This window comes from Armatimonadota bacterium, assembly GCA_031081585.1.
In the GTDB taxonomy this organism is placed as follows: Bacteria; Sysuimicrobiota; Sysuimicrobiia; order Sysuimicrobiales; family Humicultoraceae; genus Geohabitans; species Geohabitans tengchongensis.
In genome coordinates, this window is sequence record JAVHLY010000009.1 from 1 (window position 1) to 24,683 (window position 24,683).

The 24,683-nt window shown below is 71.2% G+C and carries 25 protein-coding genes, 1 pseudogene and 1 riboswitch; of the genes and pseudogenes, 24 read left to right on the forward strand and 2 right to left on the reverse strand.

Features of this window, described 5'->3' with window-relative positions; genetic code table 11:
• From RB146_04875 to RB146_04920, 10 genes are all read left to right on the forward strand, one after another.
• The coding region (locus RB146_04875; protein MDQ7828313.1) for a TAXI family TRAP transporter solute-binding subunit at nucleotides 1-415 on the forward strand (415 nt) is incomplete at its 5' end.
• Between the two features lie 41 nt (nucleotides 416-456).
• A complete protein-coding gene (locus RB146_04880; GenBank protein MDQ7828314.1) occupies nucleotides 457-1,218 on the forward strand; it encodes a hypothetical protein in 762 nt (253 codons plus the stop codon).
• 17 nt (nucleotides 1,219-1,235) lie between these two features.
• A complete protein-coding gene (locus tag RB146_04885) occupies nucleotides 1,236-2,009 on the forward strand; it encodes a hypothetical protein (GenBank protein ID MDQ7828315.1) in 774 nt (257 codons plus the stop codon).
• Complete coding sequence (locus RB146_04890; protein ID MDQ7828316.1) at nucleotides 2,009-3,061, forward strand: hypothetical protein; 1,053 nt, start codon at nucleotides 2,009-2,011, stop codon at nucleotides 3,059-3,061. The genes RB146_04885 and RB146_04890 overlap by 1 nt, the downstream gene beginning before the upstream one ends.
• Before the next feature lie 131 nt (nucleotides 3,062-3,192).
• A riboswitch (cyclic di-GMP riboswitch) is annotated at nucleotides 3,193-3,270 on the forward strand.
• A gap of 213 nt (nucleotides 3,271-3,483) precedes the next feature.
• On the forward strand, nucleotides 3,484-4,335 hold the full coding sequence (locus RB146_04895) for a sigma-70 family RNA polymerase sigma factor (GenBank protein ID MDQ7828317.1): 852 nt from the start codon (nucleotides 3,484-3,486) through the stop codon (nucleotides 4,333-4,335).
• Nucleotides 4,336-4,338: 3 nt separating this feature from the next.
• Nucleotides 4,339-4,692, forward strand: coding sequence for a roadblock/LC7 domain-containing protein (locus RB146_04900; GenBank protein ID MDQ7828318.1), 354 nt, complete (start codon nucleotides 4,339-4,341; stop codon nucleotides 4,690-4,692).
• Nucleotides 4,693-4,812: 120 nt separating this feature from the next.
• Nucleotides 4,813-5,289 (forward strand): GspH/FimT family pseudopilin, encoded by a 477-nt coding sequence (locus RB146_04905; GenBank protein MDQ7828319.1) that lies wholly within the window; start codon nucleotides 4,813-4,815, stop codon nucleotides 5,287-5,289.
• Nucleotides 5,289-5,723 (forward strand): type II secretion system protein, encoded by a 435-nt coding sequence (locus tag RB146_04910; GenBank protein ID MDQ7828320.1) that lies wholly within the window; start codon nucleotides 5,289-5,291, stop codon nucleotides 5,721-5,723. Before RB146_04905 ends, RB146_04910 begins: the two co-directional genes overlap by 1 nt.
• A 118-nt stretch (nucleotides 5,724-5,841) precedes the next feature.
• The gene (locus tag RB146_04915) at nucleotides 5,842-6,510 is read left to right on the forward strand and encodes a hypothetical protein (GenBank protein MDQ7828321.1); all 669 of its coding nucleotides are present in this window, start codon (nucleotides 5,842-5,844) and stop codon (nucleotides 6,508-6,510) included.
• Nucleotides 6,511-6,575: 65 nt separating this feature from the next.
• Entirely contained in the window at nucleotides 6,576-7,862 is a 1,287-nt protein-coding gene (locus RB146_04920) for a hypothetical protein (protein MDQ7828322.1), read from the forward strand.
• Nucleotides 7,863-7,915: 53 nt separating this feature from the next.
• Here the strand turns inward: RB146_04920 and gspE (RB146_04925) are convergent, their stop codons facing one another.
• Together gspE (RB146_04925) and RB146_04930 are read right to left on the reverse strand one after the other, a co-directional pair.
• Entirely contained in the window at nucleotides 7,916-9,631 is a 1,716-nt protein-coding gene (gspE, locus tag RB146_04925) for a type II secretion system ATPase GspE (protein ID MDQ7828323.1), read from the reverse strand.
• 315 nt (nucleotides 9,632-9,946) lie between these two features.
• Nucleotides 9,947-10,321, reverse strand: a pseudogene (locus RB146_04930) (tetratricopeptide repeat protein).
• 297 nt (nucleotides 10,322-10,618) lie between these two features.
• Between RB146_04930 and RB146_04935 the strand changes: the two are divergent.
• From RB146_04935 to RB146_05000, 14 genes are all read left to right on the forward strand, one after another.
• The gene (locus tag RB146_04935) at nucleotides 10,619-12,298 is read left to right on the forward strand and encodes a DnaB-like helicase C-terminal domain-containing protein (protein MDQ7828324.1); all 1,680 of its coding nucleotides are present in this window, start codon (nucleotides 10,619-10,621) and stop codon (nucleotides 12,296-12,298) included.
• A gap of 44 nt (nucleotides 12,299-12,342) precedes the next feature.
• The gene (locus RB146_04940; GenBank protein ID MDQ7828325.1) at nucleotides 12,343-12,696 is read left to right on the forward strand and encodes a helix-turn-helix domain-containing protein; all 354 of its coding nucleotides are present in this window, start codon (nucleotides 12,343-12,345) and stop codon (nucleotides 12,694-12,696) included.
• 64 nt (nucleotides 12,697-12,760) lie between these two features.
• Nucleotides 12,761-13,027, forward strand: a complete 267-nt coding sequence (locus RB146_04945) for a hypothetical protein (GenBank protein ID MDQ7828326.1) — start codon at nucleotides 12,761-12,763, stop codon at nucleotides 13,025-13,027.
• A gap of 24 nt (nucleotides 13,028-13,051) precedes the next feature.
• Nucleotides 13,052-14,944, forward strand: a complete 1,893-nt coding sequence (gspE, locus tag RB146_04950) for a type II secretion system ATPase GspE (protein MDQ7828327.1) — start codon at nucleotides 13,052-13,054, stop codon at nucleotides 14,942-14,944.
• A gap of 99 nt (nucleotides 14,945-15,043) precedes the next feature.
• Nucleotides 15,044-16,240, forward strand: coding sequence for a type IV pilus twitching motility protein PilT (locus RB146_04955; GenBank protein MDQ7828328.1), 1,197 nt, complete (start codon nucleotides 15,044-15,046; stop codon nucleotides 16,238-16,240).
• A 159-nt stretch (nucleotides 16,241-16,399) separates the two neighbouring features.
• Nucleotides 16,400-16,585, forward strand: a complete 186-nt coding sequence (locus RB146_04960) for a hypothetical protein (GenBank protein ID MDQ7828329.1) — start codon at nucleotides 16,400-16,402, stop codon at nucleotides 16,583-16,585.
• Nucleotides 16,586-16,598: 13 nt separating this feature from the next.
• Nucleotides 16,599-16,805: a Uma2 family endonuclease gene (locus tag RB146_04965; protein ID MDQ7828330.1), complete on the forward strand. Its 207-nt coding sequence runs from the start codon at nucleotides 16,599-16,601 to the stop codon at nucleotides 16,803-16,805.
• A gap of 4 nt (nucleotides 16,806-16,809) precedes the next feature.
• A complete protein-coding gene (locus tag RB146_04970; protein ID MDQ7828331.1) occupies nucleotides 16,810-18,033 on the forward strand; it encodes a type II secretion system F family protein in 1,224 nt (407 codons plus the stop codon).
• A 243-nt stretch (nucleotides 18,034-18,276) separates the two neighbouring features.
• Nucleotides 18,277-18,702, forward strand: coding sequence for a prepilin-type N-terminal cleavage/methylation domain-containing protein (locus tag RB146_04975; GenBank protein ID MDQ7828332.1), 426 nt, complete (start codon nucleotides 18,277-18,279; stop codon nucleotides 18,700-18,702).
• Nucleotides 18,703-18,766: 64 nt separating this feature from the next.
• Nucleotides 18,767-20,416, forward strand: coding sequence for a glycosyltransferase family 39 protein (locus RB146_04980; GenBank protein ID MDQ7828333.1), 1,650 nt, complete (start codon nucleotides 18,767-18,769; stop codon nucleotides 20,414-20,416).
• Nucleotides 20,413-21,966 (forward strand): glycosyltransferase family 39 protein, encoded by a 1,554-nt coding sequence (locus tag RB146_04985; protein MDQ7828334.1) that lies wholly within the window; start codon nucleotides 20,413-20,415, stop codon nucleotides 21,964-21,966. Before RB146_04980 ends, RB146_04985 begins: the two co-directional genes overlap by 4 nt.
• Nucleotides 21,963-22,727 carry a glycosyltransferase gene (locus RB146_04990; GenBank protein MDQ7828335.1) on the forward strand — a complete coding sequence of 255 codons (765 nt, stop codon included), beginning with the start codon at nucleotides 21,963-21,965 and terminating at the stop codon, nucleotides 22,725-22,727. Before RB146_04985 ends, RB146_04990 begins: the two co-directional genes overlap by 4 nt.
• Before the next feature lie 64 nt (nucleotides 22,728-22,791).
• Nucleotides 22,792-24,186 (forward strand): O-antigen ligase family protein, encoded by a 1,395-nt coding sequence (locus RB146_04995; protein ID MDQ7828336.1) that lies wholly within the window; start codon nucleotides 22,792-22,794, stop codon nucleotides 24,184-24,186.
• Between the two features lie 23 nt (nucleotides 24,187-24,209).
• The gene (locus tag RB146_05000) at nucleotides 24,210-24,683 is read left to right on the forward strand and encodes a GtrA family protein (protein MDQ7828337.1); all 474 of its coding nucleotides are present in this window, start codon (nucleotides 24,210-24,212) and stop codon (nucleotides 24,681-24,683) included.

The following is a 24,683-nucleotide window of genomic DNA, read 5'->3' on the forward strand; positions in this document are numbered from 1 at the left end:
GCTGAAGGACGGGGTGATCGACGCGGCCTTCATCACCGCGGGCATCCCCACCGCGGCGGTGCAGGACATCGCCGCCGTGCGCGACCTGATGCTCCTGCCGATCCCGCGCGAGGTCGTCGACCAGCTGCGCGAGCCCTACCCCTACTACACCAGCGTGACCATCCCCGCCAACACCTACCGGGGGCAGGACACGCCGGTGGAGACGGCGGCGGTGATGGCCATGCTGGTCACGCGCCAGGAGATGGCCGAGGACCTCATCTACAACCTGACCAAAGCGCTGTGGGAGAACGTCGACCGCCTGCAGGCGGCGCACGCGCGGGGCAAGGACATCAGCCCGGCCACGGCGCGGCGCGGCATGCCGATCACCATGCACGCCGGCGCGCTGCGCTACTACCGCGAGCGGGGCATCCGCTAGCCGTGACCGCCGGCCTCACCCGCGCCCAGGCGGCCCAAGCGGTGGCGACGGCGCGAGTGGCGCCGCCGCTGTACCGTGACCTGCGGCCGGCCTTCGCCGGGCTGGAGGCACTCGTCACCCTGTTGCGGCGCCGCGGCTTCTCCGGCCTCGTGGCGGCGGTGGGACGCGCCGGGGAGGGTGCGGTGTGGGTGCAGCACGGGCACCTGCGCGGGGGGTGGCTGTTGCCGCGGGACAACCCCGAGGTCCTGCAGTGGGACGACCCCGTCGAGGTGCTGCGGCGACTGTGGACGGACGAGGAGGCCGTCGTGACGGTCTACCCGGCCAGCCCCGCTGCCATCCCCGCCGTGACGCCACCACGGACCGTCCCCGCGCGGGCGGCGCCGGGGGCCACCCCGGGGACGAGCGGCGCCCCCGCGCCAGCGGCCCCCCCGGTGCGCGCACCGGCGGCTCCCGCCGACCGGGCGCCAGCGGCGACGCCTGCCACGTCCCCACCGGCGACCGCGCTCCCCTGGGCCGCGCTGCTGGGCGGGGTGATGGTCGCCGCCCAGCGCCACCGCGGCGCCCGCGCGGCCCGGCGGCTCGAGGACCTGGCCAACGCCATCCTCAACCCCGAGGCGATCGTCACGCACAGCGCGGTCCACGGGACGGTCAGCCCAGCGCGCGGTGAGGCGGCGCTCGCCGCGCTCGTGCGCGCGCTCGACGAGCTCGCCGGTCGGCGGTTCACCGACCGCCTCCTGGCCCGGCTGGGCGCGGAGCTGGAGTGTGCGGAGGCCCTGGCGGCGGTGCGGGAGCGGGCGACGTGAGTGCGCGACGAGGTGCGGTGATGCGAGGGCTGGCTCCACTCATGCTCCCGCTGGCGCTGCTGGCCGCGGGGGTGGCCGTGCTGGTCCCCGGCCCGGCGACCACCGCCTCGCGCGTGGCCCAGCACCTCCTCAGTCTGACGATCCAGCTCCTGGCGTCGGCGAGTGCCGCGGCCCTGGCCTGGCAGGCCACGCGCACCTACGGGCCCCGCGACCGGGAGCGCGTCGTCTGGTTCGGGCTGACCGCGGCGGCGGCGCTGTGGACCGGGGGGCTGATCCTCTACGGGGCCGCGGAGTGGTCGGGGCGAGCGCGCCCCTACCCCTCGTCCGCCGACGTGGCCTTCGCCGGGGCGGTGGTGGTCCTGGCGCTGGCGCTGGTCGGGGAGTGGCGGGCCGTGGCCGCCATGCTCACCCCGGGCGAGCGTCGGGCGCTGCTCCTCGGTGGGGCGGCGCTCGCCGCGGTCGTCGTGGTGGCGGTGCTGTGGCCGATCGCGCTGACGCCGATGGACCCGCTGGAGAAGGCGCTCGACCTCTTCTACCCGGTGGCCGGGTTGCTCCTGGTCCCGCTGGGCCTGGCGCCGGCCGTGGCCTTCCGGGGCGGGGCCGCCGGCGGGGTGTGGGCGATGCTGGCCGTGGGGGTCTTCACCCTGGGTGTGGGGGGCGTCGGCGTCGCCTACCTGACCTGGTTCGACCTCTACACCGACGTCCACCCGGTGAACCTCCTGCGCATCGGCGGGTTCGCCTGCATCGGGGCGGCGGCGGCCTGGCACCGGCGCGCCAGCGAGGTGATCTGATGGCGCGCACCGCCGTCTCCACCGCTCCCCTCACCCCGGCCCAGTGGGCCGCCTGGGTGGGGCAGCGGCACGAGTGGAGCGGGCTGCTGTGGCTGCGCTGGCCCGACGCGGAAGCGGTCTTGCTCTTCGTCCAGGGCCAGCCGCTGATCCGCCTGTGGGAGCGGGAGGGGTGGGCGGACGGCGGCCACGCCCTCTCGGCGGTGGCGCAGCGCCTGGGGCGCGTCCCGCCGCGCTGGGGCCGCATCCCCCTGGCGCCGGAGTGGGCGCGCCAGCTCCGTGACCTCACGGTGGTGCACCCGGCGGTGCCCGTCGGGGTCATCCGCCCCGACGCCTGGCTGGCCTGGGCCAGCCTGGAGCGCTTCGAGGGGCTGGCCCTCCTCCTGGACGAGGAGCCGCGCGCCTGGATCCTGCACGACGGGGCCGTCACCGCGCTGCGCTTCCAGGACGGGCTGCTGGTGCCGGCCGAGACGGACGGCGTCGAGGAAGCCGCTGCGGCGGACGGGCTCTTCTGCGTCTACGCCGGGCGGGTGACCGCGCTGGCGCCGGCCGGGGAGCGCAACGGCGCTCTGGGGGCGGCACCTACCGCTCCTCCTCCGGCCGGTCCCCGCACCGGGGAACCGGCCAGCGGGACCACCGCCCAGGCGGACGACGCCGCCGTGCTCGCGCCGAACGGCGCGGAGACGCCGGCGGCCGAGCCTCCGCCGCCGTCGGTGAGCGCGCCTCCTGCGCAGGCGCCTCCGGCCGCCGCCCCTGCCGGGCTGTCCGCTGCGGCGGGGGAGCCCACAGGGGAAGGGTCTCGTCGATTTCGGGGCGACGAACGCTTCCTTCTGGCCCCCGCCGCAGACGGGCGCTGCGAGGAGACGGAGGAGGCGGTGGCGGCCCGCTTCGGCCGGAGCGTCCTGGAGTGGCTCCCGCTCCTGGACGGCACGCGCACCGTCGACGAGGTGGCGGGGGCGGCGGGCGCGCCACGGGAGGTGGTGGACCGCGTGGTGGCCTTCCTGCTGGAGCGGCGTCTCGTCTTCCGCTACCTGGGACGGCGGCCGTCAACCTGAAGGCCGGGTGCCGGGCGGTCCGATGCCGGACGGTGCGCGCCTTCCCGGAGCTTTCGAAGAATCTCGGCCGATGTGAGAAGGAGTTGACGCCGCGACGGAGAATACTGGCGATTACCAAGTTCATACGGGAAACCTCGAAACGGCAAACCCGTCGCGAGACGGGGGCGCAAAGCCACGGGACCAGGCAGTCGGTCGGCCGGGCTACCGAAGGGTTGGAACACGTCGAACCCCCTCGGTGGCGCCACCGAGGGGGTTCGGTCTTCATCATCAGTCTTCATCGGGCGACCGTCGCACTCCTTCGTCGTACCCATGCCTGCCGCGCGGGAGGGCCTCTCGCGGCGAGGCCGCCAGAGCGGAGACGCATCCGGTCCGGGCGGGATGGCGTCGTGTCTCGCCGTCGGATCGTCGGGGAGGGACACGGCATGGGCGTGCGTGGCACGACCGTTCGACCGGGCGGAGCCCGGCAGACCGCTCGGGGGAGCCGGCCGGAGGCCGGCCGCGAGGGGGGCGAGGCCCCGCCGGCCTCAGAAGACGTCCTCGTCGCCCGCTACGCGGAGACGCGCGACCGGCGCCTGCGCGACGACATCGTGCAGGCCTGCACGCCCCTGGTGCGGCGCATCGTCAGCGACTTCGTCTTCTCCGGGGTGCCCACGGACGACCTGATGCAGGTCGGCTACATCGGCCTGCTCAACGCCATCGAGGTCTTCGACCCCGGCCGCGGCGTCAAGTTCGCCACCTACGCCAGCCACCTCATCCGCGGCGAGATCCGCCACTACCTGCGCGACCACCGCGACACCATCCGCAAGCCCCGGTGGCTCGTCGGGCTGAACCAGCAGATCGACGAGGCGGTGGGGCGCTACCTCAGCACGGAGGGGCGGTACCCCGCCATGGACGAGCTCGCTTCGGAGCTCAACGTCGAGGAGCAGGACCTGCTGGAGCTGCTGAAGACCCGCGAGGTCCTGCGCACCATCTCGCTGGAGACCGACGAGGAGACGGGGGAGCTGCGCGTCGACCGCGACCGCGGGCGCACCCGGGGCGTGCCGGCCACCCCCATCCCCATCGAGGACCGGCTCACGCTCATGGGCGCCATCGAGAAGCTCAACCCGCTGCAGCGGCGCGTCCTCTACTACCTGTTCTTCACCGACCTGACGCAGATGGAGGCGGCGAAGCGGATCGGCATCTCGCAGAAGCACGTCTCCCGCGTCCTCGCCAGTGCACTGCTCAAACTCCGCGGCCTCCTGGACGGGGCCGAGGACGGGAAGGAGTCCAGATAGCCTATGTCGCAGATTCGGGATGTCCTGACGGAGCTCGCCAAGGTGGAGGGTGTCCTGGCCGCCCTGGTGGTGGGCCGCGACGGCTTCGTCATCGAGGGGATCACCACCGAGGACGTCGACCTGGAGTCGGTGGGGGCCATCGTGGCCAGCAACATGGCCGCCGCCGAGACCATGGGCAACGAGATGGTCCGCGGCATGATCCGCGGGCTGCTGGTGGAGTTCGACGAGGGCCCGGTGGCGGTCGGCCCGGCCGGCCCCGACGCCCTGCTGGTCGTCGTGGGCAACGCCCGCTGCAACCTGGGCCGCATCCGCCTGGAGATGAAGCGCAACAGCCAGCTGGCCGCCGCGCTGGTCTAGTCGCGGCCATCGCCGGTCGCCCGTTCACCGTTCCCCCCGCCGGAGCAGGTCTATCCCCGGGCCGGGCTGGGTATACATGTTAGGTTACGCCGATCGGTCCCGTGGAGGAGGCGGCAGGCGATGCGCACGCTCAAGGCCCCGGAGACGTCCGTCCGGTGGCGCCCCTGGAGCACCCGGGGGGCCAGCGCCCTGGAACTGGTCATTGTCGCCTCGGTGGCGGCCGCGTTGCTGGGGCTCAGCGTCCCGTCCCTGCGGGGGGCGGCGGCGCGGCAGCGCCTGGAGGGCTGGGCGCGGACCATGACGGCGGACATCGGGGTGGCGCGGCAGGCGGCGATGCTGCGGCGGACCACTGCCGCGGTGACCATCACCGCCACCGGCTACCTGGTGGCGGCCGTGGACGGCGGGATCGTCCGTCAGGCAACCGTCCCCCAGGATGTCACCCTGAGCAGCACCTGCCCGGGGGGGATCTGCAGCTTCAACCGATTCGGCATCCCCATCACCACGGGGACCGTGACGCTGCGCAGCAGCCTCACGTCCACCCGATACCTCATCACCATCGAAGAGGGGACGGGACGCGTCTCGTTCCGGGAACAGTGATGCCTCCGGCGGCGATCCGGCAGGACGAGGGCGGGTTCAGCCTGGTGGAGATCGTCGTGGCCACGGCCCTGGTGGGCGTGCTGGCGACGATCCTGCTGGGCGGTCTCCTCTTTGCCCTGAAAGAGGCCCGGCGGGGAAAGGTGCGGGCCGCCGCAGCGGCCTGGGTCCAGGCCGAGCTCGACTACCTCCGCATCCAGGGCTACTCCGTCCCGGCCGCCAGCCGGACGCTGACCCCGACGAGCGGGTACACCGCCTATGGTGACCTGGAGGAGCCACGGCTGCCGGAGGAGTTCGACCGGGCGGAGATCGTGACCGAAGACCTCGTGTCCCCGCCGGTCCGCCGCCTCACCGTGCGGCTCTACGAGACGGCCTCCTCGCCCCCTTACACCATCCTGAGCACCTACGTCTCCAACTTCACCTATGCGACCCCGTAGGGCACGCCGCACAGGGCCGGTGAGCCGTCGTGATGCTGTCGCCTGGCGGGCCGCCTGCGTCGGAGCCGCTCCCGGGCGGGGCCGGCGCCCCCGGGCCCGCGCTGTCGGCGAGGGCGGCATGACCCTCCTGGAGGTGCTCGTCTCCATCGGGCTCATGGTCACGCTGGCGGCCTCCATGACGACGCTGCTCGGTGCCGCCGTGCGCAGCAAGCAGGTGATCGGCCTGCGCACCATCGATGCCGAGACGGCCCGGACCAGCCTGGAGTGGATGTCGGAGCGGCTGCGGAATGCCGGTCTCAACCTCCGCCCCGCCGAGCAGACCGAGCCCCGATGTCAGGACATGGTCGTGGCCCTGGACGCGGCGCTCCGGCCCACGGCCAACGCCCTCCACGTGAGCGGCGAGATGCTGAACAGCAATACCATCGCCGGGGACGAGGTCATCACCCTGGGCTACCGGGTGGGCGACGACCCGGTGACCGGCGTCCCGGTGATCATGGAGTACCGGCAGGACTGCACCCCGGGGGCCATTGCCACGCTCCGGCCCCTCTCCGATCCCCAGGTGCGGGTGACCCAGCTGGCCTTCGACTACTTCGCCCCCAACGGGCAGCGCATCACCGACCTGACGACCCGCTCCGAGATCCAGCGCATCCGCGTGGTGCGCATCACCCTGCAGACCGAGAGCTCCCAGGGCACCTCCGGCGTGCTGCGGCGCACCTGGAGCCGGGACGTCATGCTGCGGAACCCGGAGCCCAACCTGAACGACTGGAAGAATCCCAGCGAACCATGAACCCTTCCCACGGATGCACGGGCGGCGCAGGCGGACACCCCCTCCGGGCGGAGCGCGGGGCCATCATGCTCTACATCCTGCTGATCAGCGCGCTGGTGGGCACCGTCACCTCGGCGGTGATCCTCTTCATCATCGCGGACCTCACCGCTAGCGTGCGCCAGCTGCAGGTCGTCCGCGCCTTCAACGTCGCCGAGGGAGGGGTGCACTACGCGCTGGGGCGGCTGCAGGAGGCCAACGCGGAGAGCTACGCCGGCGAGACGCTGACCGTGAGCGACGGCGGGGTGGTGCTCGGGACCGCGACCATCACGGTACGGTGCCTGGACGGCAGCCTCCCCCCGTGCTCGGGGAGCGATGCGCGCTACCGCCGGGTGGCCGCCACCGGCGTGCTGCCGGCAGGAGGCCCCCGGCGCACGGTGGTTGCGGTGGTGGAGGGCTTCCCCACCGGGCTGACCGGCTACGCCATCTGCGCCCTGGGGAACGTGACCATCAGCCAGGGCATCACCGTCTACGGGGACGTGGCGGCCAACGGCAACATCTCGCTGCAGGGCCCGGAGAGCAACTACGGGAAGATCGACAACGACCCTCCGCCGCCCTACACCAACAACGGCTACTACACCGGCAGCGCCCGGGCCTCCGGCAGCATCACCTGCTCGGTGAGCTGCGCCGTGCAGGTGGCCGGCACCACCTCGCCCAACGCCCCCTCCAACCCCTGTCCCACCGACGTGGCGCTGCCCCCGTTCGCGCCCGGCACCGCCGACCGCACGGTGAATCCCCCCGGGTGGACCATGGACGCCACCACCGGCTACGACTGGGATGAGATCACCCTCAACGCCGCGGGGGACGCCAACGGGTGCAGCACCGGCTTCACCGACCTGCGCATCCAGACCGGGGCGGCCGGGACGACCACGGTGGTGAACATCCGGAAGCTCACCCTGGGGCGCTGCGGGCGACTGGTGATCCTCGGGGACGGGCGGGTGGACCTGCGCATCAGCGAGGAGGCCACCACGGCCCTCTACGCCGGCCAGTACAGCCGCTTCGGGATGCTCAGCACCGACACCTGGAGCACCCCGGCCCCGGCCCCGGCCGGCCGGCTGATCGTCAGCATCCGCTCCTCCGCCGACCCGGCCGTGCACTTCGACCGGGCCAGCGTCATCGCCGGCTCCTTCAACGTCCCCAACGGGGTCTTCGACACCGACCGGGGTGCGGCGGGCTCCGGTGAGTTCTACGGGGCGGTGCTGGCCCACGACGTGGAGATCGACCGGGACTTCGTCTTCACCTACGACCCCACGGCCACGCTGGGCGCCTCGACCTTCGGGAACTTCAACCGCCTGCGCTCCTGGAAGGACCAGTAGGCGGCGTCGCCCGCCCGTCTAGGACCCGCCTTGCGGGGTTCACCGCCGCGGCGTCAGTCCGCCACGTAGACCACGCGCAGGATCTCGTCGATGGTGGAAACGCCGGAGAGGACCTTCTCCAGCCCGTCGTCGCGCAGCGTGCGCATCCCCTCGCGCACCGCCTGGGCCTTCAGCTCGGCGGCCGGCGCGCGGCGAACGATCAGCTCCCGCAGCGAGTCGGTCACCACCAGCAGCTCGAAGACGCCGATGCGCCCCTTGTACCCGGTGTGGCGGCAGGCCTCGCACCCGGCCCCGCGGTAGAGCGTCACCCCCTCGGCCGTGTCCAGGCCGAGGCGCTTGAGGGCGTCGGGGGGCGGGGAGTAGCCGGTCTTGCAGTCGGAGCAGATCTGCCGGGCCAGCCGCTGCGCCAGGATGGCGATCACCGAGGAGGAGACGAGGAAGGGCTCGATGCCCATGTCCACCAGGCGGCTCACCGCGCTGGCTGCGTCGTTGGTGTGAAGGGTGGAGAGGACCAGGTGGCCGGTGAGTGCGGCCTGCACGGCGATCTCCGCCGTCTCCCGGTCACGGATCTCGCCCACCATGATGATGTCCGGGTCCTGCCGCAGGATGCTGCGCAGGCCGGTGGCGAAGGTGAGCCCGGCCTTGGGGTTCACCTGCACCTGGTTGATCCGCGGCAGCTGGTACTCCACCGGGTCCTCCACGGTGACGATGTTCTTCTCCAGCGTGTTCAGCGTGTTCAGCGTGCCGTAGAGCGTCGTCGACTTGCCGCTGCCGGTGGGGCCGGTGACCAGGATCATCCCGTAGGGCTTGTTCACCGCGGCCTCCCACTGGCTCAGCGTCTCGCTGTGGAAGCCCAGGTGGCTGAGCCCGATGAGCGGCGTGGATTGGTCGAGGATGCGCATCACCACCTTCTCCCCGTAGACCGTGGGCAGGGTGGAGACCCGCAGGTCGATGGCCCGCCCGGCGGTGCGCAGGTGGATGCGGCCGTCCTGGGGCTTGCGCCGCTCGGCGATGTCCATGTCGGCCATGATCTTCACGCGGGAGATCAGCGGCGACTTCAGGTTGAGCGGCGGCTTCATGACGTCGTGCAGCACGCCGTCGATGCGGTAGCGGACCAGCAGCCCACTGCGCTGGGGCTCGATGTGGATGTCGCTGGCCCGCTCGCGCACGGCGTCCTCGATGATCATGTTCACCAGCCGCACCACCGGGGCGTCCTCGACGAGGGCCTTGAGCTGCTCGACCGAGACATCCTCCTCCGCCCCCTCGGCCTCGGGGGTCTCCCGGAGGAGGTCCTCGGAGACGCTGCGCGCCGTGTCCACCTGGTAGACCCGGTTGATGGCGCCGAGCAGCTCCTCCTCGGTGGTGATCACCGGCTCGACCTCGTGCCCGGTGATGAGGCGGACGTCGTCGATGGCGATGACGTTGAGCGGGTCGATCATCGCCAGGACCAGCCGCCCGTTCTGCCAGCCGATGGGGATGACCCGCAGGCGCAAGGCCAGCGTGTGGGGGAGGAGGCGGCTGGCCTCCTCGTCGATCTTGCTGTCGCGCAGGCTGACGTAGCGGTAGCCCCACTGCACCCCCAGGGCCATGGCCAGCTGCTGGTGGGTGAGGACCTTCATGTCCACCAGGACCTGGCCCAGCCGCTCCCCCGTGCGCTGGTGGATCTCCAGCGCCTGGCGCAGCTGCTCCGCCGTGACCAGCCCCAGCTGCAGGAGGGTCTCGCCCAGGGACTCGGTCTTGCGGCCGGGTAGTCGCTGGGTCCGGGCCACACCGTTCTTCCCCTGGACGTCCGGCTCCGCCGCCCGGCGCCCGCGCGTGGCGGTGCCGCTCGTCGGGGCGCTGCCGCCTGCCGGCGGTGCGTCCTCCGGAGCGGTCCCGGCGGCCGGGGGCGGGCCGGCGCCCTGGCCCGGTGGCTCCGCGGGAGCGGGGCGGGCCCGGCCCGGGGCGGCCGGCGGCGCCAGCGGCGGGGCGGGGGATGCCGCCCCCGCGCCGCTCGTGTCCGGAGCCATGGCCGGGCGCCGCGGCGCGGGCGGGGCCTCGGTCGGGGATCCCGGGGCCCCCGGCGGGCTGAGCAGCCGCGCCCGGATCTCAGGGTCGTCGGGGGCCAGCGTGGCCGCCTGCTCGTACGCCCGCAGCACATCGTCGGTCCGCCCGAGCCGCAGGTAGACGTCGGCCAGGGTGAGGAGGACGACCACCGCCTCCTGGGTGCTCCCGCGCTCGGTGTAGAGGGCCACCAGGTCTTCGTAGACCCAGGGCTCGTCCGCGACGAGCTCCAGGAGCCGCTTGTAGGCGGCGATGGCCTCGTCGGTGGGCCCGCGCTCGGCGAGGCGGCGGGCGTCGTGGTAGCGCAGGGCGGCCTCGAGGGTGAGGTCCTCGGGGGCGAGCCCCAACGCCGCTTTGTAGGCCTGCAACGTCTGGCCGTTCACCGGCTCCGGCTCTCCGTTCGGCTGTACCACCACTACATGCCCGTCCCTCGCCGAATCGAGACAGGTTTCCTGCGGCCCGTGCCGGGGCCGGTCCCCCCCGCCGCTTGCGCGACAGGGAACGGCGCGTCACGACTACGCCCTGAAGCTCCTGGGCATATCCAGACGTGCTACACGAAGCTTTGGCCGCACTCTGCCATAACTTTGGCGCGGCTCCGTGTCTGCTCCCCGGGGGCCGGCAGGGGCCGTGCGACGCCGCAGCGGCCCCTTGAGTCGACCGGGGGAGGGCGGCAGGGCCGGCGCGAGGCAGGGGACGGGCGACGCTACGCCAGCGTGACCGGAGACGAGGAGATTGAGGACCGCGGCACGGCCGGGCTGGGGGACGTGATGGAGTACCACCGCATCGAGACCGCTCTCCTGAGCGGGCTGATCCGGGACCGGCAGCTCTACGTCCTGGCGCTCAATCAGGGGTTCCACGCCGACCAGCTCAGCCACTCCGCCGGCAAACGTCTGCTGAAGGCGGTGGCCGAGCTCTACGGCGCGGGGCGCCCGGTGGACGACCTGACGGTGCGCGCCTACCTGGAGGACCAGGGCCTCTACTCCGAGGACATGGCGCGCTACCTGGCCACGGTGCTGGCCCAGCGCCCGCCCACCGCCGGCCAGCTGGTGGCTTACCTGGAGATCCTGCGGGCGCGGGAGAGCCGGGAGCTGCTGCTGCGGCTCCACGAAGAGCTCGGCGCCTTCATCCACCGGGGCAGCGACGCCCACCAGGACATCGTCGCCTTCACCACCGAGGCCATCCGCCAGCTCCTGGACATCCAGAAGCGCCGGCTGCGCCGCCAGGTCCTGCCGGTAGCGGAGGCGGTCGGCAGCCTCGTCGACGACGCCGAGCGCCGCGGAGGCGGGCAGCTCGGCTACTCCATCTACCCCTTCGAGCGGCTCAACGCCCTCCTCTCCGGGCTGCGCAAGGGGTTCTACTACGGTCTGGCCGGCGCGCCGCGCCGCGGCAAGACCAACTTCGCTCTGGAGCTGGCTACCTACGTCGCCGCCAACCACCGCGTGCCGGTCCTCTACTACACCTGGGAGCAGACCCGCCGGGTGCTGGCGGCCCGGCTGCTGGCCCGGGAGGTGGGGATCAACCCCACCCTCATCCTCTCGGGCGTCGACCCCGCGGGCCGCTCGCTGGCCTCGCGCCTGCGCGAGGCCCAGACGATGGTGAGCGCCTACGCCCCCTTCCTCTTCGTGGTCGAGGCGGGGCGGCGGGAGACCCTGGACCGCATCCGCGCCCACGCCTACAACCTCATGCAGGAGTTCGAGACGAACGAGGTGGTGATCTTCTTCGACTACCTGCAGAAGATCCCCACGCGGGAGTACGTCGACGACCCGCGGGCGCGCACCGACGCCATCTCCACCGCGCTGGCGGAGATGAGCCTGGAGCTCAACTGCCCCATCTTCGCCATCTCCCCCCTGGACAAGGAGGGGTGCCGGCTGGACGAGAAGCCGGCGGACGAGAGCCAGGAGACCGACCTCTACCACCGCCCCACCATGCACCACAGCATGGGGTCGGGGGACCTGGAGTACGACCTGGACGTGGCCATGGTCCTGGCCAAGGACTGGAAGGCCACCCACGACCTCCACCAGCTCCTGGAGTCGAAGGCGCGCGCGGAGGGGTTGGACCCGCAGGCGATGCCGCGGGTGGACATCGTCAACCTCTTCGTGGACAAGAACCGGGACGCGCCCGAGGCGGCCAGCTACATCGTGCAGTACGCCTTCTTCGTCACGCTGAACAAGTTCATCGAGCTGGACTACAAGCTGGAGAAGGAGTACCGGCCCGACTTCCACGGCTTCACGAAGATCCAGGACATCTACGGCTACCTGCGACAGCAGGGGTACATCCCCACCCGCGAACCGGGGACGCCGGCGCCGGCGCTGGCGTCCCTGGGCGGGGTCGCCGTCCCGAGGGCGGCCAGCGGTGGCGGACCGGGCGCTGCCAGCGCCGCGTCCATCGGCTGAGCGGCGCACCGGCGAGGCGACGCATGTCGGAGGAGGAACGCGTGATGATCGTCGACCGGCGAGTGCCGATCTATCCCATCCGCACCGTGGCCCAGCTCACGGGCGTGAACCCGCGGCGCATCCGGGCCTGGGAGGAGCAGTACCACCTGATCGCCCCCGCACGCACCGGGGGCGGGCACCGGCTCTTCTCCGAGGAGGACGTGGAGCGCATCCGCTGGATCAAGGCGATGGTGGACCGGGGGATGAGCCTCAAGGGCATCCAGCGACTCCAGGCCCAGGCCCAGGCGGAGGTGGCGACGGACGGCCGGGGCACCGAGCCGGCCAGCGGGGCCCCCGGGACAGTCGGGGCCGGGACGGGGGCTCCCCGGGTGACCGCCCGGCGCACGGGACAGGGGTAGCGGGCCCCGCCAGGACGATGGGCCGCCCGCCAGCGCGGCGCGGCCGGAAGATGAGGTGACGGGCATGGCCAAGGTCGTGACGTTCAACATCATGGTGCGGGATGCGGTGGGCAACGTCTCCGTCACGGGGGCGACGGGCGCCATCGACGAGCCGCCGATCATCGAGCGGGTCGTGGTGGACCCGCCGGTGGTCCCCTCGGGCGGGGAGGCCCGCGTGACGGTCATCGCGCGCGACCCGGAGAACGACGTGCTGACCTTCGAGGTCCTGGCCAGCGAGGGGACCATCGAGCCGACCTCGGAGCCGAACGTCTTCATCTGGCGCGCCCCCTGAGACCACCCCCGGTCCCGGGAGACCATGGCGGACCTCAACATCACCGTGCGGGACCGCTTCGGCCAGAGCGCGTCCCAGCGCGTGGTGGTCGAGGTCCACGGACGACGCCCGGCCGGCCGGGGGCGGGCGGAAGCCGCCGCAGGGGCGCCCCCGGCCCCGGCGGTCCCGGCCGACCGCCCGGCGCCGACCCCCTATACTAGGGGCACAGCCCAGAGCGGGGGAGGCCGGGTGCAGCAGACCCGCCGGCGCGTCTTCATCGGCCAGGTCCTCGTGGAAGCGGGCCTCATCACGCCCAGCCAGCTCGACCGGGCCCTGGAGGAGCAGCGGCGCTCCGGCGAGCGGCTGGGCAAGGTCATCATTGACCTGGGCTGGGCCAGCCCCTACGACATCGCCCAGGCGCTCTCGCGCCAGCTGGGGCTGGAGTTCGTCAGCCTGGCCGACACCCTCCTCGACGAGCAGACCCTCAGCCGCATCCCCGAGCACCTGGCCCGCCGCCACAGCGTCATCCCCGTCCGGGAGGAGAACGGCACGCTGGTCCTGGGGATGGTCGACCCCCTGGACATCGTCGCCATCGACGACCTGCGCCGCTTCACCGGGCTGGACATCCAGCCGGCGGTCATCACGCCGGAGGACTTCCAGCGGGCTATCACCCAGTACCCGGCGCTGGGGGGCGCGGTGGACCAGATGCTGGCCGAGATCCGGCCGGCCGAGGGCGAGCCCGAGGAGACCGCCGACCGGCTGCGGGCGGTGGCCGAGGACGCCCCCATCGTCCGCCTGGCCAACCTCATCATCGTCCAGGCCATCCGCCAGGGGGCCAGCGACATCCACGTGGAGCCGCAGGAGACCCGGGTGCGCATCCGCTACCGCATCGACGGCGCCCTCTACCCGGTGATGACGCCGCCCAAGCACATCCAGGCGGCGCTGGTCTCCCGCTTCAAGATCATGGCGAACATGAACATCGCCGAGCGCCGCCTGCCCCAGGACGGGCGCATCGAGATGAAGGTCGACAACAAGGACATCGACCTGCGCGTCTCCACCATCCCCACGGTATGGGGGGAGAAGGTGGTCATGCGCATCCTGGACAAGAGCGGGGCCTTCGTCGGCATCGAGAAGCTGGGGCTGCTCCCCGAGGACCACCGCCGGTTCGAGGCCATCATCAGCAAGCCCTACGGCATCATTCTCATCACCGGTCCCACCGGCAGCGGCAAGACCACGACGCTCTATGCCATCCTCAACCGTCTCAACCGCACCGAGGTGAACATCACGACCATCGAGGATCCGGTGGAGTACCAGCTGCCGGGCATCGCCCAGGTGCAGATCAACCCCAAGGCGGGGCTGACCTTCGCCAGCGGCCTGCGCGCCTTCCTGCGCCAGGACCCCGACATCATCATGGTGGGCGAGATCCGCGACGAGGAGACCGCCCGCATCGCCATCCACGCGGCGCTGACGGGGCACCTGGTGCTCTCCACCATCCACACCAACGACGCCCCCGGCGCGCTGCCGCGCCTCATCGACATGGGGATCGAGCCCTTCCTGGTCTCCTCCTCGGTGGTGGGGGTGATCGCCCAGCGGCTGGTGCGCGTACTCTGCCAGCGCTGCAAGGCGCCCTACGACCCCAAGCCCGAGCTGGTCCGCCGCGTCGGGCTCGACCCCGACGGCGGGGCGACCTTCTACAAGCCGGTGGGGTGCGAGTTCTGCAACCACATCGGGTACAAGGGGCGCACGGGCATCTTCGAGATCATGCCCGTGGACGAGAGCATCAAGGGGCTGCTGGTGAAACACGCCCCCAGCAGCCAGATCAAGGAGGTGGCCGTGGCCGCCGGGATGCGTACGCTGCAGCAGGACGGCGTGGCCAAGGTCCTGAGCGGCATCACCTCCCTGGAGGAGGTCCTCCGGGTGGTCTTCGTGGAGGACTAGCGTCGCGGCCCGGCCGCAACCGGGCGGCTGGCCGCCCAACCCGTCCGGGCCGCTCGGGGCTCGGACGGAGGCGCGGGGCGGCGGTGGAGGCGAGCGGACATGCACATCGACGACCTGCTCCGCGAGGTGGTCGAGGCCAACGGCTCCGACCTGCACCTGACCGCCGGCATCAAGCCGACGATGCGGGTGTGGGGCAAGCTGCGGCCGATGGAGCACTACGAGGTGCTGACGCCGGAGGACACCTTCCAGCTCGGCTACAGCATGCTCAACACCTTCCAGAAGCAGAAGTTCGAGAAGTTCTGGGAGCTGGACCTCTCCTACGGCGTCCCGGGGCTGGGGCGCTTCCGGGTGAACATCTACCGGCAGCGGGGGGCGGTGGGCATCGCCGCCCGCGTCATCCCCATGACCATCCCCAGTGTCGAGCAGCTCAACCTGCCGCCCATCCTCAAGGAGCTGACCCGCAAGCCGCGGGGGTTGGTGCTGGTGACCGGGCCCACCGGGCACGGCAAGTCCACCACGCTGGCGGCCATGATCGACTTCATCAACTCCGAGCGGGCCGTCCACATCGTCACGGTGGAGGACCCCATCGAGTACCTGCACACGCACAAGAAGTCCATCGTCAACCAGCGCGAGCTGGGCTTCGACACCCAGTCCTTTCCCAACGCCCTGCGGGCGGTCCTGCGCGAGGACCCCAACGTCGTCCTCATCGGCGAGATGCGCGACCTGGAGACCATCAGCGCCGCGCTGACCATCGCCGAGACCGGGCATTTGGTCTTCGCCACGCTGCACACGGCCACCGCCGGGCAGTCCATCGACCGCATCATCGACGTCTTCCCGCCCTACCAGCAGCAGCAGATCCGCATCCAGCTGGCCATGGTCATCGAGGCGGTCATCTCCCAGCAGCTCCTGCCCAACGCCCGCTACAACCCTGCCGGCGGCGGGCGGCGCACCCCGGCCCGCTCCCGCCTGGGGAGTGCGTCGGGCAGCGCGTGGCCCTCGCTGGAGGAGATCGGCCGCGTGCCCGCCGTGGAGGTGATGATCGCCACCCCGGCCATCCGGAACCTCATCCGCGAGGCCAAGGCCCACCAGATCGAGACGGCCATCCAGACGGGGAGCCAGTACGGGATGCAGACCATGGACCAGTCGCTGCGGGACCTCTACCTGCGCAAGCTCATCACCTACGAGGACGCCATGGGGCGGGCCATCCACCCCGAGGAGCTGCGCAAGATGATCGCCGAGGCCGGCGGCGACGTCCCCGAGTACACGATCCGCGCCTCGAGCCCGGCCCGGCGGTAGGCCCGCCGCGGTCGCGGCCGGCGCCGTCCCGACCGGCGCGACCCGGCCGGTGCCACCCGAGGGGCGCCATCCGACCGGCGCCATCCAGGGCCCCGCCACCGGCGTGTCCCCCTGGAAACCGGCATCGATCTTCCGATAGGGTGAGGGGAGAGGCGAGGCATGGCGCTCCCGGTCGCGCAGCGGCGGTTCACCTGGGAGGAGGTCCTGCGGATGACGCAGGCCGGCATCCTCCACGAGGACGACCGCCTGGAGCTGGTGCAGGGGCACCTGGTCGAGATGCCGCCCATCGGGGAGAGACACGCCCACCCCGATGGCAGAGGGGAGGCCAGATGGCTCTCCCGCTGACCCCCGGGCCGGCGTGCCCGAGGTGTGGATCGTCGACGTTCCCCACCGCCGGGTCGAGGTCTACCGGGCCCCGCGGGAGGGCAGGTACCACGAGGTCGACCACGCCACTCCCGGGACGGTCCTGGTCCCCGGCGCCCTGCCCGACCTGCGCCTCCCCGTGGAGGAGGTCTTCGACGGGCCTCCCGGGGGCAGAGAGACTGGCGAGACCCACGTGAGGTGACCTCATGGCCATCTACCGCTACAGCGCCAAGGATCCCAGCGGGCGCGTGATCGCCGGCACCATCGAGGCGGACTCGGACGCCGCCGTCGTCGAGCGCCTGCGCGACATGGGGTTCTTCATCACGAACCTGGAGAAGCAGGCCCCGCGGCGCGAGCTGGGGGACCTCCTGCAGGGGCTCTTCGGGGTCGGGCTGAAGGACCTGGCCATCTTCAGCCGCCAGTTCTCCACCATGGTGAACTCCGGCCTCTCGCTGGTGCGCACGCTGTCCATCCTCGAGCAGCAGACGGCCAACAAGAAACTCCGGGAGATCACCGCCCAGGTGCGCCTCGACGTCGAGTCGGGCAAGCCGCTCTCGGAGGCCCTGGGGCGTCACCCCCGGGTCTTCAGCAGCCTCTACGTGAACATGGTGAAGGCGGGCGAGACGGGCGGGGTGCTGGACGAGGTCCTGAACCGCATCGCCACCTTCCTGGAGAAGGAGCAGGAGCTGCGCAGCAAGATCCGTGCGGCCATGGTCTACCCGGCGCTGCTGACCGCGGCGGCGCTGGGCGGGTTGATGTTCATGACCATCGTCATCCTGCCCCAGTTCCAGAACCTGTTCAAGGAGCTGGGCGGGGACGCCAGCCTGCCCCTGCCCACGCAGGTCGCCATGGCGGTGAGCGTCACCCTGCGCACCTACTGGTACGTCTTCCTCGGGGCCATCGCCGCCGCGGTCTACGGCCTGCGCCGCTACCTGCGCACGCCGGCGGGCCGGGCCCGCTACGACCGCCTGAAGCTCAGCTTGCCGGTGCTGGGCGACCTGAACCGCAAGATCGTCGTCTCCCGCTTCAGCCGGACGCTGGGGACGCTCATCGCCAGCGGCGTGCCGATCATGCAGGCCCTGGAGGTGGTGGCCAAGGCCATCGACAACACCGTGATCGGCGAGGCGGTAGACGCGGTGCGCAACAGCATCCGGGAGGGGCAGTCCATCGCCATCCCCCTGCAGTTCAGCGGCGTCTTCCCGCCCATGGTCGTGCAGATGACCAAGGTGGGTGAGGAGACCGGCGCCCTGGAGAGCATGCTGCAGAAGGTGGCCGACTTCTACGACGTGGAGATCGAGACGACGGTGCAGAGCCTGACGTCGATGCTGGAGCCCATGCTCATCATCTTCATGGGGGTGGTCGTGGGGGCCATGGTCATCTCGCTCTACCTGCCGATCTTCTCGCTGGCCACGGGCGGGGGGATCAAGTAGGGGGCGCCCGCGGCCGGGCGGCGGGCGCCCGGCCCGCCCGGCCGTCTATCCCTCTCCCATCCTGGGTATAGGGGCATGGTGGGCTGCAGGATCCCCCACCGACAGTCTCGAGAGGGGTGGGAGGTGATGGCCGGGCCAGGAGGACCTGGCCGCAGTGGAGGGTAGGACCCTGTGGGCGCGCCCCGGAGGGAGCCGGCCGCAGGGAGAGGGGACTCACGAAAGCACGAAGGGAGGTCGGTATCGTTGCTTCGGTTCTTCTGGCAGCAGAAGCGGCGGGCCGGCACTGAGGGCGGTTTCACCCTCATCGAGCTGGTCGTCGTGCTCGCCATCCTGGGCATCCTGCTTGCGCTCGCCGTGCCCCGCTACCTCGGCGCCCGCAAGCGCGCGTACAAGGCTGAGGCGGACAACATCCTCCAAGAGGCCAAGACCCTCTCCTGGGCCTACTACCAGGAGTACAGCCAGTTCCCCTCGGCCATCGGCGACATCAGCTTAGTCATGCCGGGCGGCACCGCCTGGACGACCCCCACGATCGGCGCGGGCGGCGGGTCAGCCAGCAGCATCCGGTGGGACATGTCCGGCTTGTCGGGAGGCGCTCCAGTCGAGCCCGGCGACGTGTGTTCCGTCACCCTGAACAACGACGGTTCATCCACTCAGGGCTGCAACTTCTAAACAGCCTCTACGTTGTGTGCACAGTGGAGGGCGGGCTGACCCCGCCCTCCAATGTCTTATCGGCATGACGATCCGCTTGGTCGACGCGCCGCTCACTCCTCGCCCGGTCTGGCATCGGGCCGTCTGGGACACGAGGCTCACCGCGCCAATCCTGCTCGGCTGCCTCGTGATCGTGGGTGTGCTCGTGCGAGCCTATGGCCTCTCGCGAGGCCTGTGGTTCGACGAGACCTACAGCGTCTTCATCGCCCGGGCGCCCCTCGCCGAGATCCCCCGGCTGCTGCGCTCGTACGATACCCATCCGCCCTTCTACTATGTCCTCCTGCACCTGTGGATGGCTGTTGCCGGCGAGTCCGAGCTCGTCCTGCGCCTCCCCTCCCTCGTCGCCGGGGCGGTGGCCATCGCCCTGACCTTCCTGCTCGGCCGTCGAGTCGGCGGCTCGATGAACGGTCTCCTGGCGGCGCTCTTCCTGGCCGCGTCGCCGTATGCGGTGGCCGCTTCCCAGGAAGCCCGCATGTACGCCCTGCTGACGGCGTTCGCGCTCGGGTCCACCTACACGCTCTGCCTGGCGCTCGAGCATCCCCTCCGCCGGCACTGGATCCTCTATGCGGCCCTGCAGGGGCTCGCCTTGTACACCCACCATTTTGCCCTGCTCGTCGTCCTGGCCCATGGGGCGTACGTCCTTCTGTCGGTGGGGAGTAGGGCTCACGCCCGTGCGTGGCTGGCGTCCATGGTGGTTGCGGCGCTCCTCTACCTGCCCTGGCTGCCCAGCCTGCCCGCACAGATCGCCACGGTGCGCTCGTGGCCGTCTATCCGCCCGCCGCTCCGCCCCTCGGACATCGCCGACGTCTTTGCCCTCTGGAGTTTTGGAGGGGGTCTCTTCGGCACGGCCACCTATCTCCACGCCGGGGCCTACGCGAATGTCCTCCCGGAGACGTGCAGGCTCGTGCCCCTGCGGTTCACCGACCCTTCGCCGCCGTCGGTCTGCCTCCCGCAACCGGCGTATCCCCTCGTGGCGCTCCTCCCCATTCTCCTGCTCCTCCTGGCAGGGATGACCCACCTCCGCACCGGGGAGCGGCGGCTCCTTCTCTGGACGTGGCTGCTGCCGTTCGCCGCGGTCACCGTGGTGTCGCTGGAGTGGAACCTGTTCCAGAAGCGCTACTTTGCCTTCCTCACCCCGTTCTTCGCCATCCTCCTTGCTGCCGGGGTGGTCAGGGTTGCGCGGGCGGTCGGCGGGATGCGATTTCCGGTGGCCCTGGCGGTGACCCTTGCCGTGCCGGCCCTCTACGTCGCCCCCGCCCTGAACGGCCTCCTCACGACGCCTCCCACCCATGACTGGCGGGGCGCGGCCGACTACCTGCGTCTCCAGGCCGGACCGGGAGACGTGTTGCTCTTCATCCCGGCGTTCACGCGGTTGCCGTTCGAGTACTATTACCGGAGGCCCCACACCATCCTCACGGCCAATCCTCAGGAGATTGTGGAGGGCGGGCGGGTGGTGGGCTTCCGCACCGGCGACGCTCTGTCGGTCCCCCTGCAGGCGCTCGCGCGTCACCGCACCCGCCTGTGGGTCGTCGCCGCGGCGCCGATTGGCGTGGAGGCCCGCCTCGCCCTCCTGCGCCAGACAGCGGGCAGCTTCCGGGAGAGCCGCCATGCGGGCTTCGGGTACCTCCACCTCTTTCGGTGGGACAGCTCTCTGCAGCGGGACCAGAGGCCATGATGGTGCCAGCGGTCCGCGTCGCGCAGCCGGGGTGGCGCACCGGAGGGGAGCGCCGGACGTCGTTCCTGCTGATGGCGGCGCTCCTCCTGGCGCTGGCGGTGCGCCTGTACGCCCTCGACCACAAGACCCTCTCCTTCGATGAACTGTACAGCGTCTTCGTGGCCCGTCATCCCCTGGCGCAGATCATCACCCTCGTCGCCCAGCGGGATGCGCATCCCCCGCTCTTTTACTTCATGCTACGCGGATGGATGACTTTCGTGGGCGATACGGAGTTTCGGTTGCGGCTCCTCTCCGTACTCGGCGGTCTACTGACTGTCGGGCTCACCTATCTCCTCGGTGCGCGACTGATCTCCGCTCAAGTGGGGCTGCTGGGGGCGTTCCTGCTAGCCATCTCGCCGTTCCACGTGCAGGCGAGCCAGGAAGCCAGGATGTACCCCTGGCTGGCGGTGTGGGTCTGGACCGCGGGCCTCGCCCTCTTCCGGTGGGTCGAGGAGGGACGTGCCCGGTGGCTGCTGGCGTACGGCCTGTCCACGCTGCTGGCGCTGTACACGCACTACCTGGCGTTCTTCGTCCTCCCCGGTCACGTGCTCTTCCTCGCCCGCACCCGGCTGTCACGGTCTCGCCTCGCCATGTTCGCAGCATGCGCCGTGGGGGTGGGGGTGCTCTACCTTCCCTGGGTGCCCGCGCTGCTGCAGCAGCTGGCCGACGGGCGCGGATGGCCGTCGTTCCGACCTCCGCTCACGCTGCAGACCCTCGCCGACCTGCTCGGATTGCTGGCCTTCGGCGGCCGGCTCTACGGGCTGGGAACGTACTACACGGTCGGGACGACCGGGTTCGTGCTGACCGCCCCGCTGCTCCTGCCCTTTGCGCTCCTCGCGGCCTACGGCATCGCCACCTGCCCGAGCCGATCCTCGGCGTGGTTCCTGGCCCTCGGCACGCTCGTCCCGCTCGGGCTGGCCGGGCTGGTTTCCCTCAGGTGGAACGTCTTCTACTCCCGCTACTTCTCGTTCGTGCTGCCGGCGGTCGCCCTGGCCCTGGCCGGCGGGATGTGGACACTGGCGGCCGGGTTTGCCGACAAACGGCGGGCCCTGGCGGCGTTGCTGGTGCTCCCGGTGTCGAGTGTGGTCCCCGTCCTGAGCGAGTACTACCGGGTGCCCGGCTACGGGGACTGGCGGGCCGCCGCGCGCTACCTGGACGCGCACCTAAGACCGGGTGATATCGTGCTCTTCGTCCCCGCGTCCGGGGCGGAGGTCGTCACGTACTACCTGCCGCGCAGGATCCCTTCGATGGCCTTGGACCCCGGCGAGGTCCTGGCTCCAGCCGCAACGGGACCGGGGGGTCCCCTGGCGCCGCGTCGGGTCCAGGCGCTGGCCGCCGGCCACCCCCGCCTGTGGATCGTGGCCACGCTGCCCCTGGGCTACCCGACACGCCGGCGCCTCGGCGAGACGCTGGCCCCCCACTTCGTCGAAGCCTGGGGTCGGGACTTCCACCGGGTCTACCTGTTCCTCTGGCTCTCGCGCCGCCACCAGCACCAGGAGAGCTCGTCGTGATCTGGGTTCTGCTGCCCGCGTACAACGAAGCCCGCAACCTCCCCGCGCTCTTCGGGGAGATTGACCGAGCCCTGCGGGGCAGCGGGATCCCTTACCGGATCGTCGTTGTCGACGATGGGAGCACGGACGAGACGCGCCGGGTGGCCCTCGCCGCCGCTGCGCGTCTGCCGGTCCGGGTTCTCGGGCACGAGCAGAACCGGGGGCTTCCGGCTGCGCTCCTCACCGGGCTGCGCGACATCCTGGCCCAGGCAGATCGGCAGGACGTCATCGCCACGATGGATGCGGACAACACCCACCCACCGGGGCTGCTCCCTGCGATGGCCAGGGCCCTTGAGGACGGTGCCGACGTCGTGATCGCCTCGCGATACGCGCCCGGAGGTCGGCAGCGCGGGGTCCCTCTGCTGCGCCGGTTTCTCAGCTGGCAGGCGAGGGTTGTACTCACGCTCCGGTTTCGCCTTCCGGGCGTCAGGGACTACTCCTCAGGGTATCGGGCCTGCCGGGCGGGGCTGCTCCGGCAGGCGTTGGCGCACTACGGGAACCGTCTGGTGGAGACACGAGGATTTGCCGTGATGCCCGAGCTCCTCGTGAAGCTTCGACCGTTTCGCCCTCGCGTGCGAGAGGTCCCGCTGGACCTGAGGTACGACCGGAAGCAGGGGCGGAGCAAGATCCGCCTCGGTCAGACGCTCGGGGCGTACCTGCGCCTGCTCCTGCCGCGAGGCGTCCTGCACCGTGACGGGAGGCCGTTCCATGCCGGTTTCTAATGCCCCAGGGCTGCGCGGCCGGTGGGTCGGCACTGGGCTGCGGGCGGCCCCGTCGGTCGGGCGAATGGCTGACGGTGTCACGGAGCGGGCGCGCGCCGCGGCGGTCGGATGGGGTGCTGTGCAGGCCGGGCTCATCGGCTTCGCCGCGGTCGCCCCGCTCATGCCGACCAATGACCTCAAAGTCGATTTCACCCTGCTCTCAGCGCTCCTCAGCCTCGTCGGTCTGTACGGACTGTGGCGCGGAGGGATACGGGCCTCTCGGTCGCGCCTGGACCTTCCCCTGGTGGCGTTCCTGCTGGCGATGGCCCTCGCCACGCTCCTGGCCCCACGGCCCTTCTTGAGCTTCTTTCCGTCCAGGAGCCGCGGTGACGGCTTCCTCACCTATGTCGCTTACCTCCTCATGGCCTGGACGGCCACACGCCTGCCTCCACAGCGTCTGCAGCCTGTGCTGAAAGTCATCGTGGCCAGTGCCGCCCTCATCGGGGCCATCGGGCTGGCACAATATTATGGAGCGGACCCGCTGGGCTGGGTGGGGTTCCGGCCGGTGGACCCCGCCGCCTTCTTTGGGGTCATCCCCGACCCATCACGGGGACGTCCCTACTTCGGCTGGCGAGCATTCGCCACGCTTGGGAACCCCGTCTTCCTGGGCGGGTACACGCTGCTCCTGATCCCGGTGCTGCTGGCAGCCCTCCTGACCAGCAGTGAGGCACGCGCGCGCCGGTCGTTCCTCCTTGGGATCCTGGCGCTGGTGTACGGCGCCCTGGTGGCGTCGGGGACGCGAGCCGCGTTTGCCGGCTTCGTGCTGGCCGTCCTCGTGTTGGTGGTCCGCCCGCCCCGCCACCCGATGCCCCGGAAACCGGCGCTGGGGGTAGGCGCATGCCTCGGGGCCCTCACGATCCTGCTGACGCTGACCGGTCCGGGAGGCGAGCTGGTCGGGCGGACTACTGGAGACCTCGGCACGGACAACTCCCTGCGGATGAAGCTCTTTGTCTGGAAGCACATCCTTCCTCTTATCGCGGATCGCCCGCTGTTTGGCTGGGGCCTCTCCAGCCTGGCCGGGCGTCTCCCCGGTCTTGGCTCCCGTGAGTACTTCGAGCTGTACGGGTTCGCGCTGTCCGGGATCGACACGGCGCACAACGAGGTGCTGCACATCGCCTTCAGTGCCGGGCTGTTCGGTCTGGCGGCCTACCTGTGGATCTGGCTCGTCGTTCTCCGCTCCCTCCTGGCGACGGTACGGGCCGGAGGGGAGGCCCAACGCGTCGGCACGGGCCTGCTTGCCGGACTGGCCGGTTATGCCCTCTGGTTGCAATCAGCCTGGAGTCACATCGGCCCGGCCAACGTCTTCTGGACGGTCGCAGGGCTGGCGCTGAGTGTCCGCCACCTCCCCGGGGGCGAACATACCTCTCAGGGAGGAGCAGGAGCTCATGACGGGACCCCCGGGTGGGGAGGGGGACCTTGAACCCGGTGGTATCCTGGGCCACGATGGCGTCTCCACTCCCGGCGATCCGACGGCTGCTCGTCCCCACGCTGCGGGTGCGTCCCGTGCGGTTTCTCCTTGTCGGGTTGACGGGCATCGGGGTGAACTCGCTGGTGCTCTGGCTGGCGACAGGGGTTGGGACCTTGGCCACACCGGTCGGAGGTGCCCTCGCCGCCGTGGTGTCCACTTTCACCAACTTCCTCCTGAACGACGCCTTCACGTGGTCGGACCGCCGCTCTCGGGGATGGAGGGCCAAGGGAAAACGGTTGCTGCGGTACTATGCCACGACGGGCCTGGGCAACCTGATCTACCTGGGCACCCTCACCGTCCTGACCCGGATCCCCCTGCCCCTCCTGGGGGCCAACATGCTGGCCATCGGCGTGGGGGGCGGCTTCAACTACCTTGTCCACAATGTGTGGACCTGGCAGCGAACCGCCGGACGGAGGGACGGCCTGGCCCGGACGGCGGAGGGGCGTTGA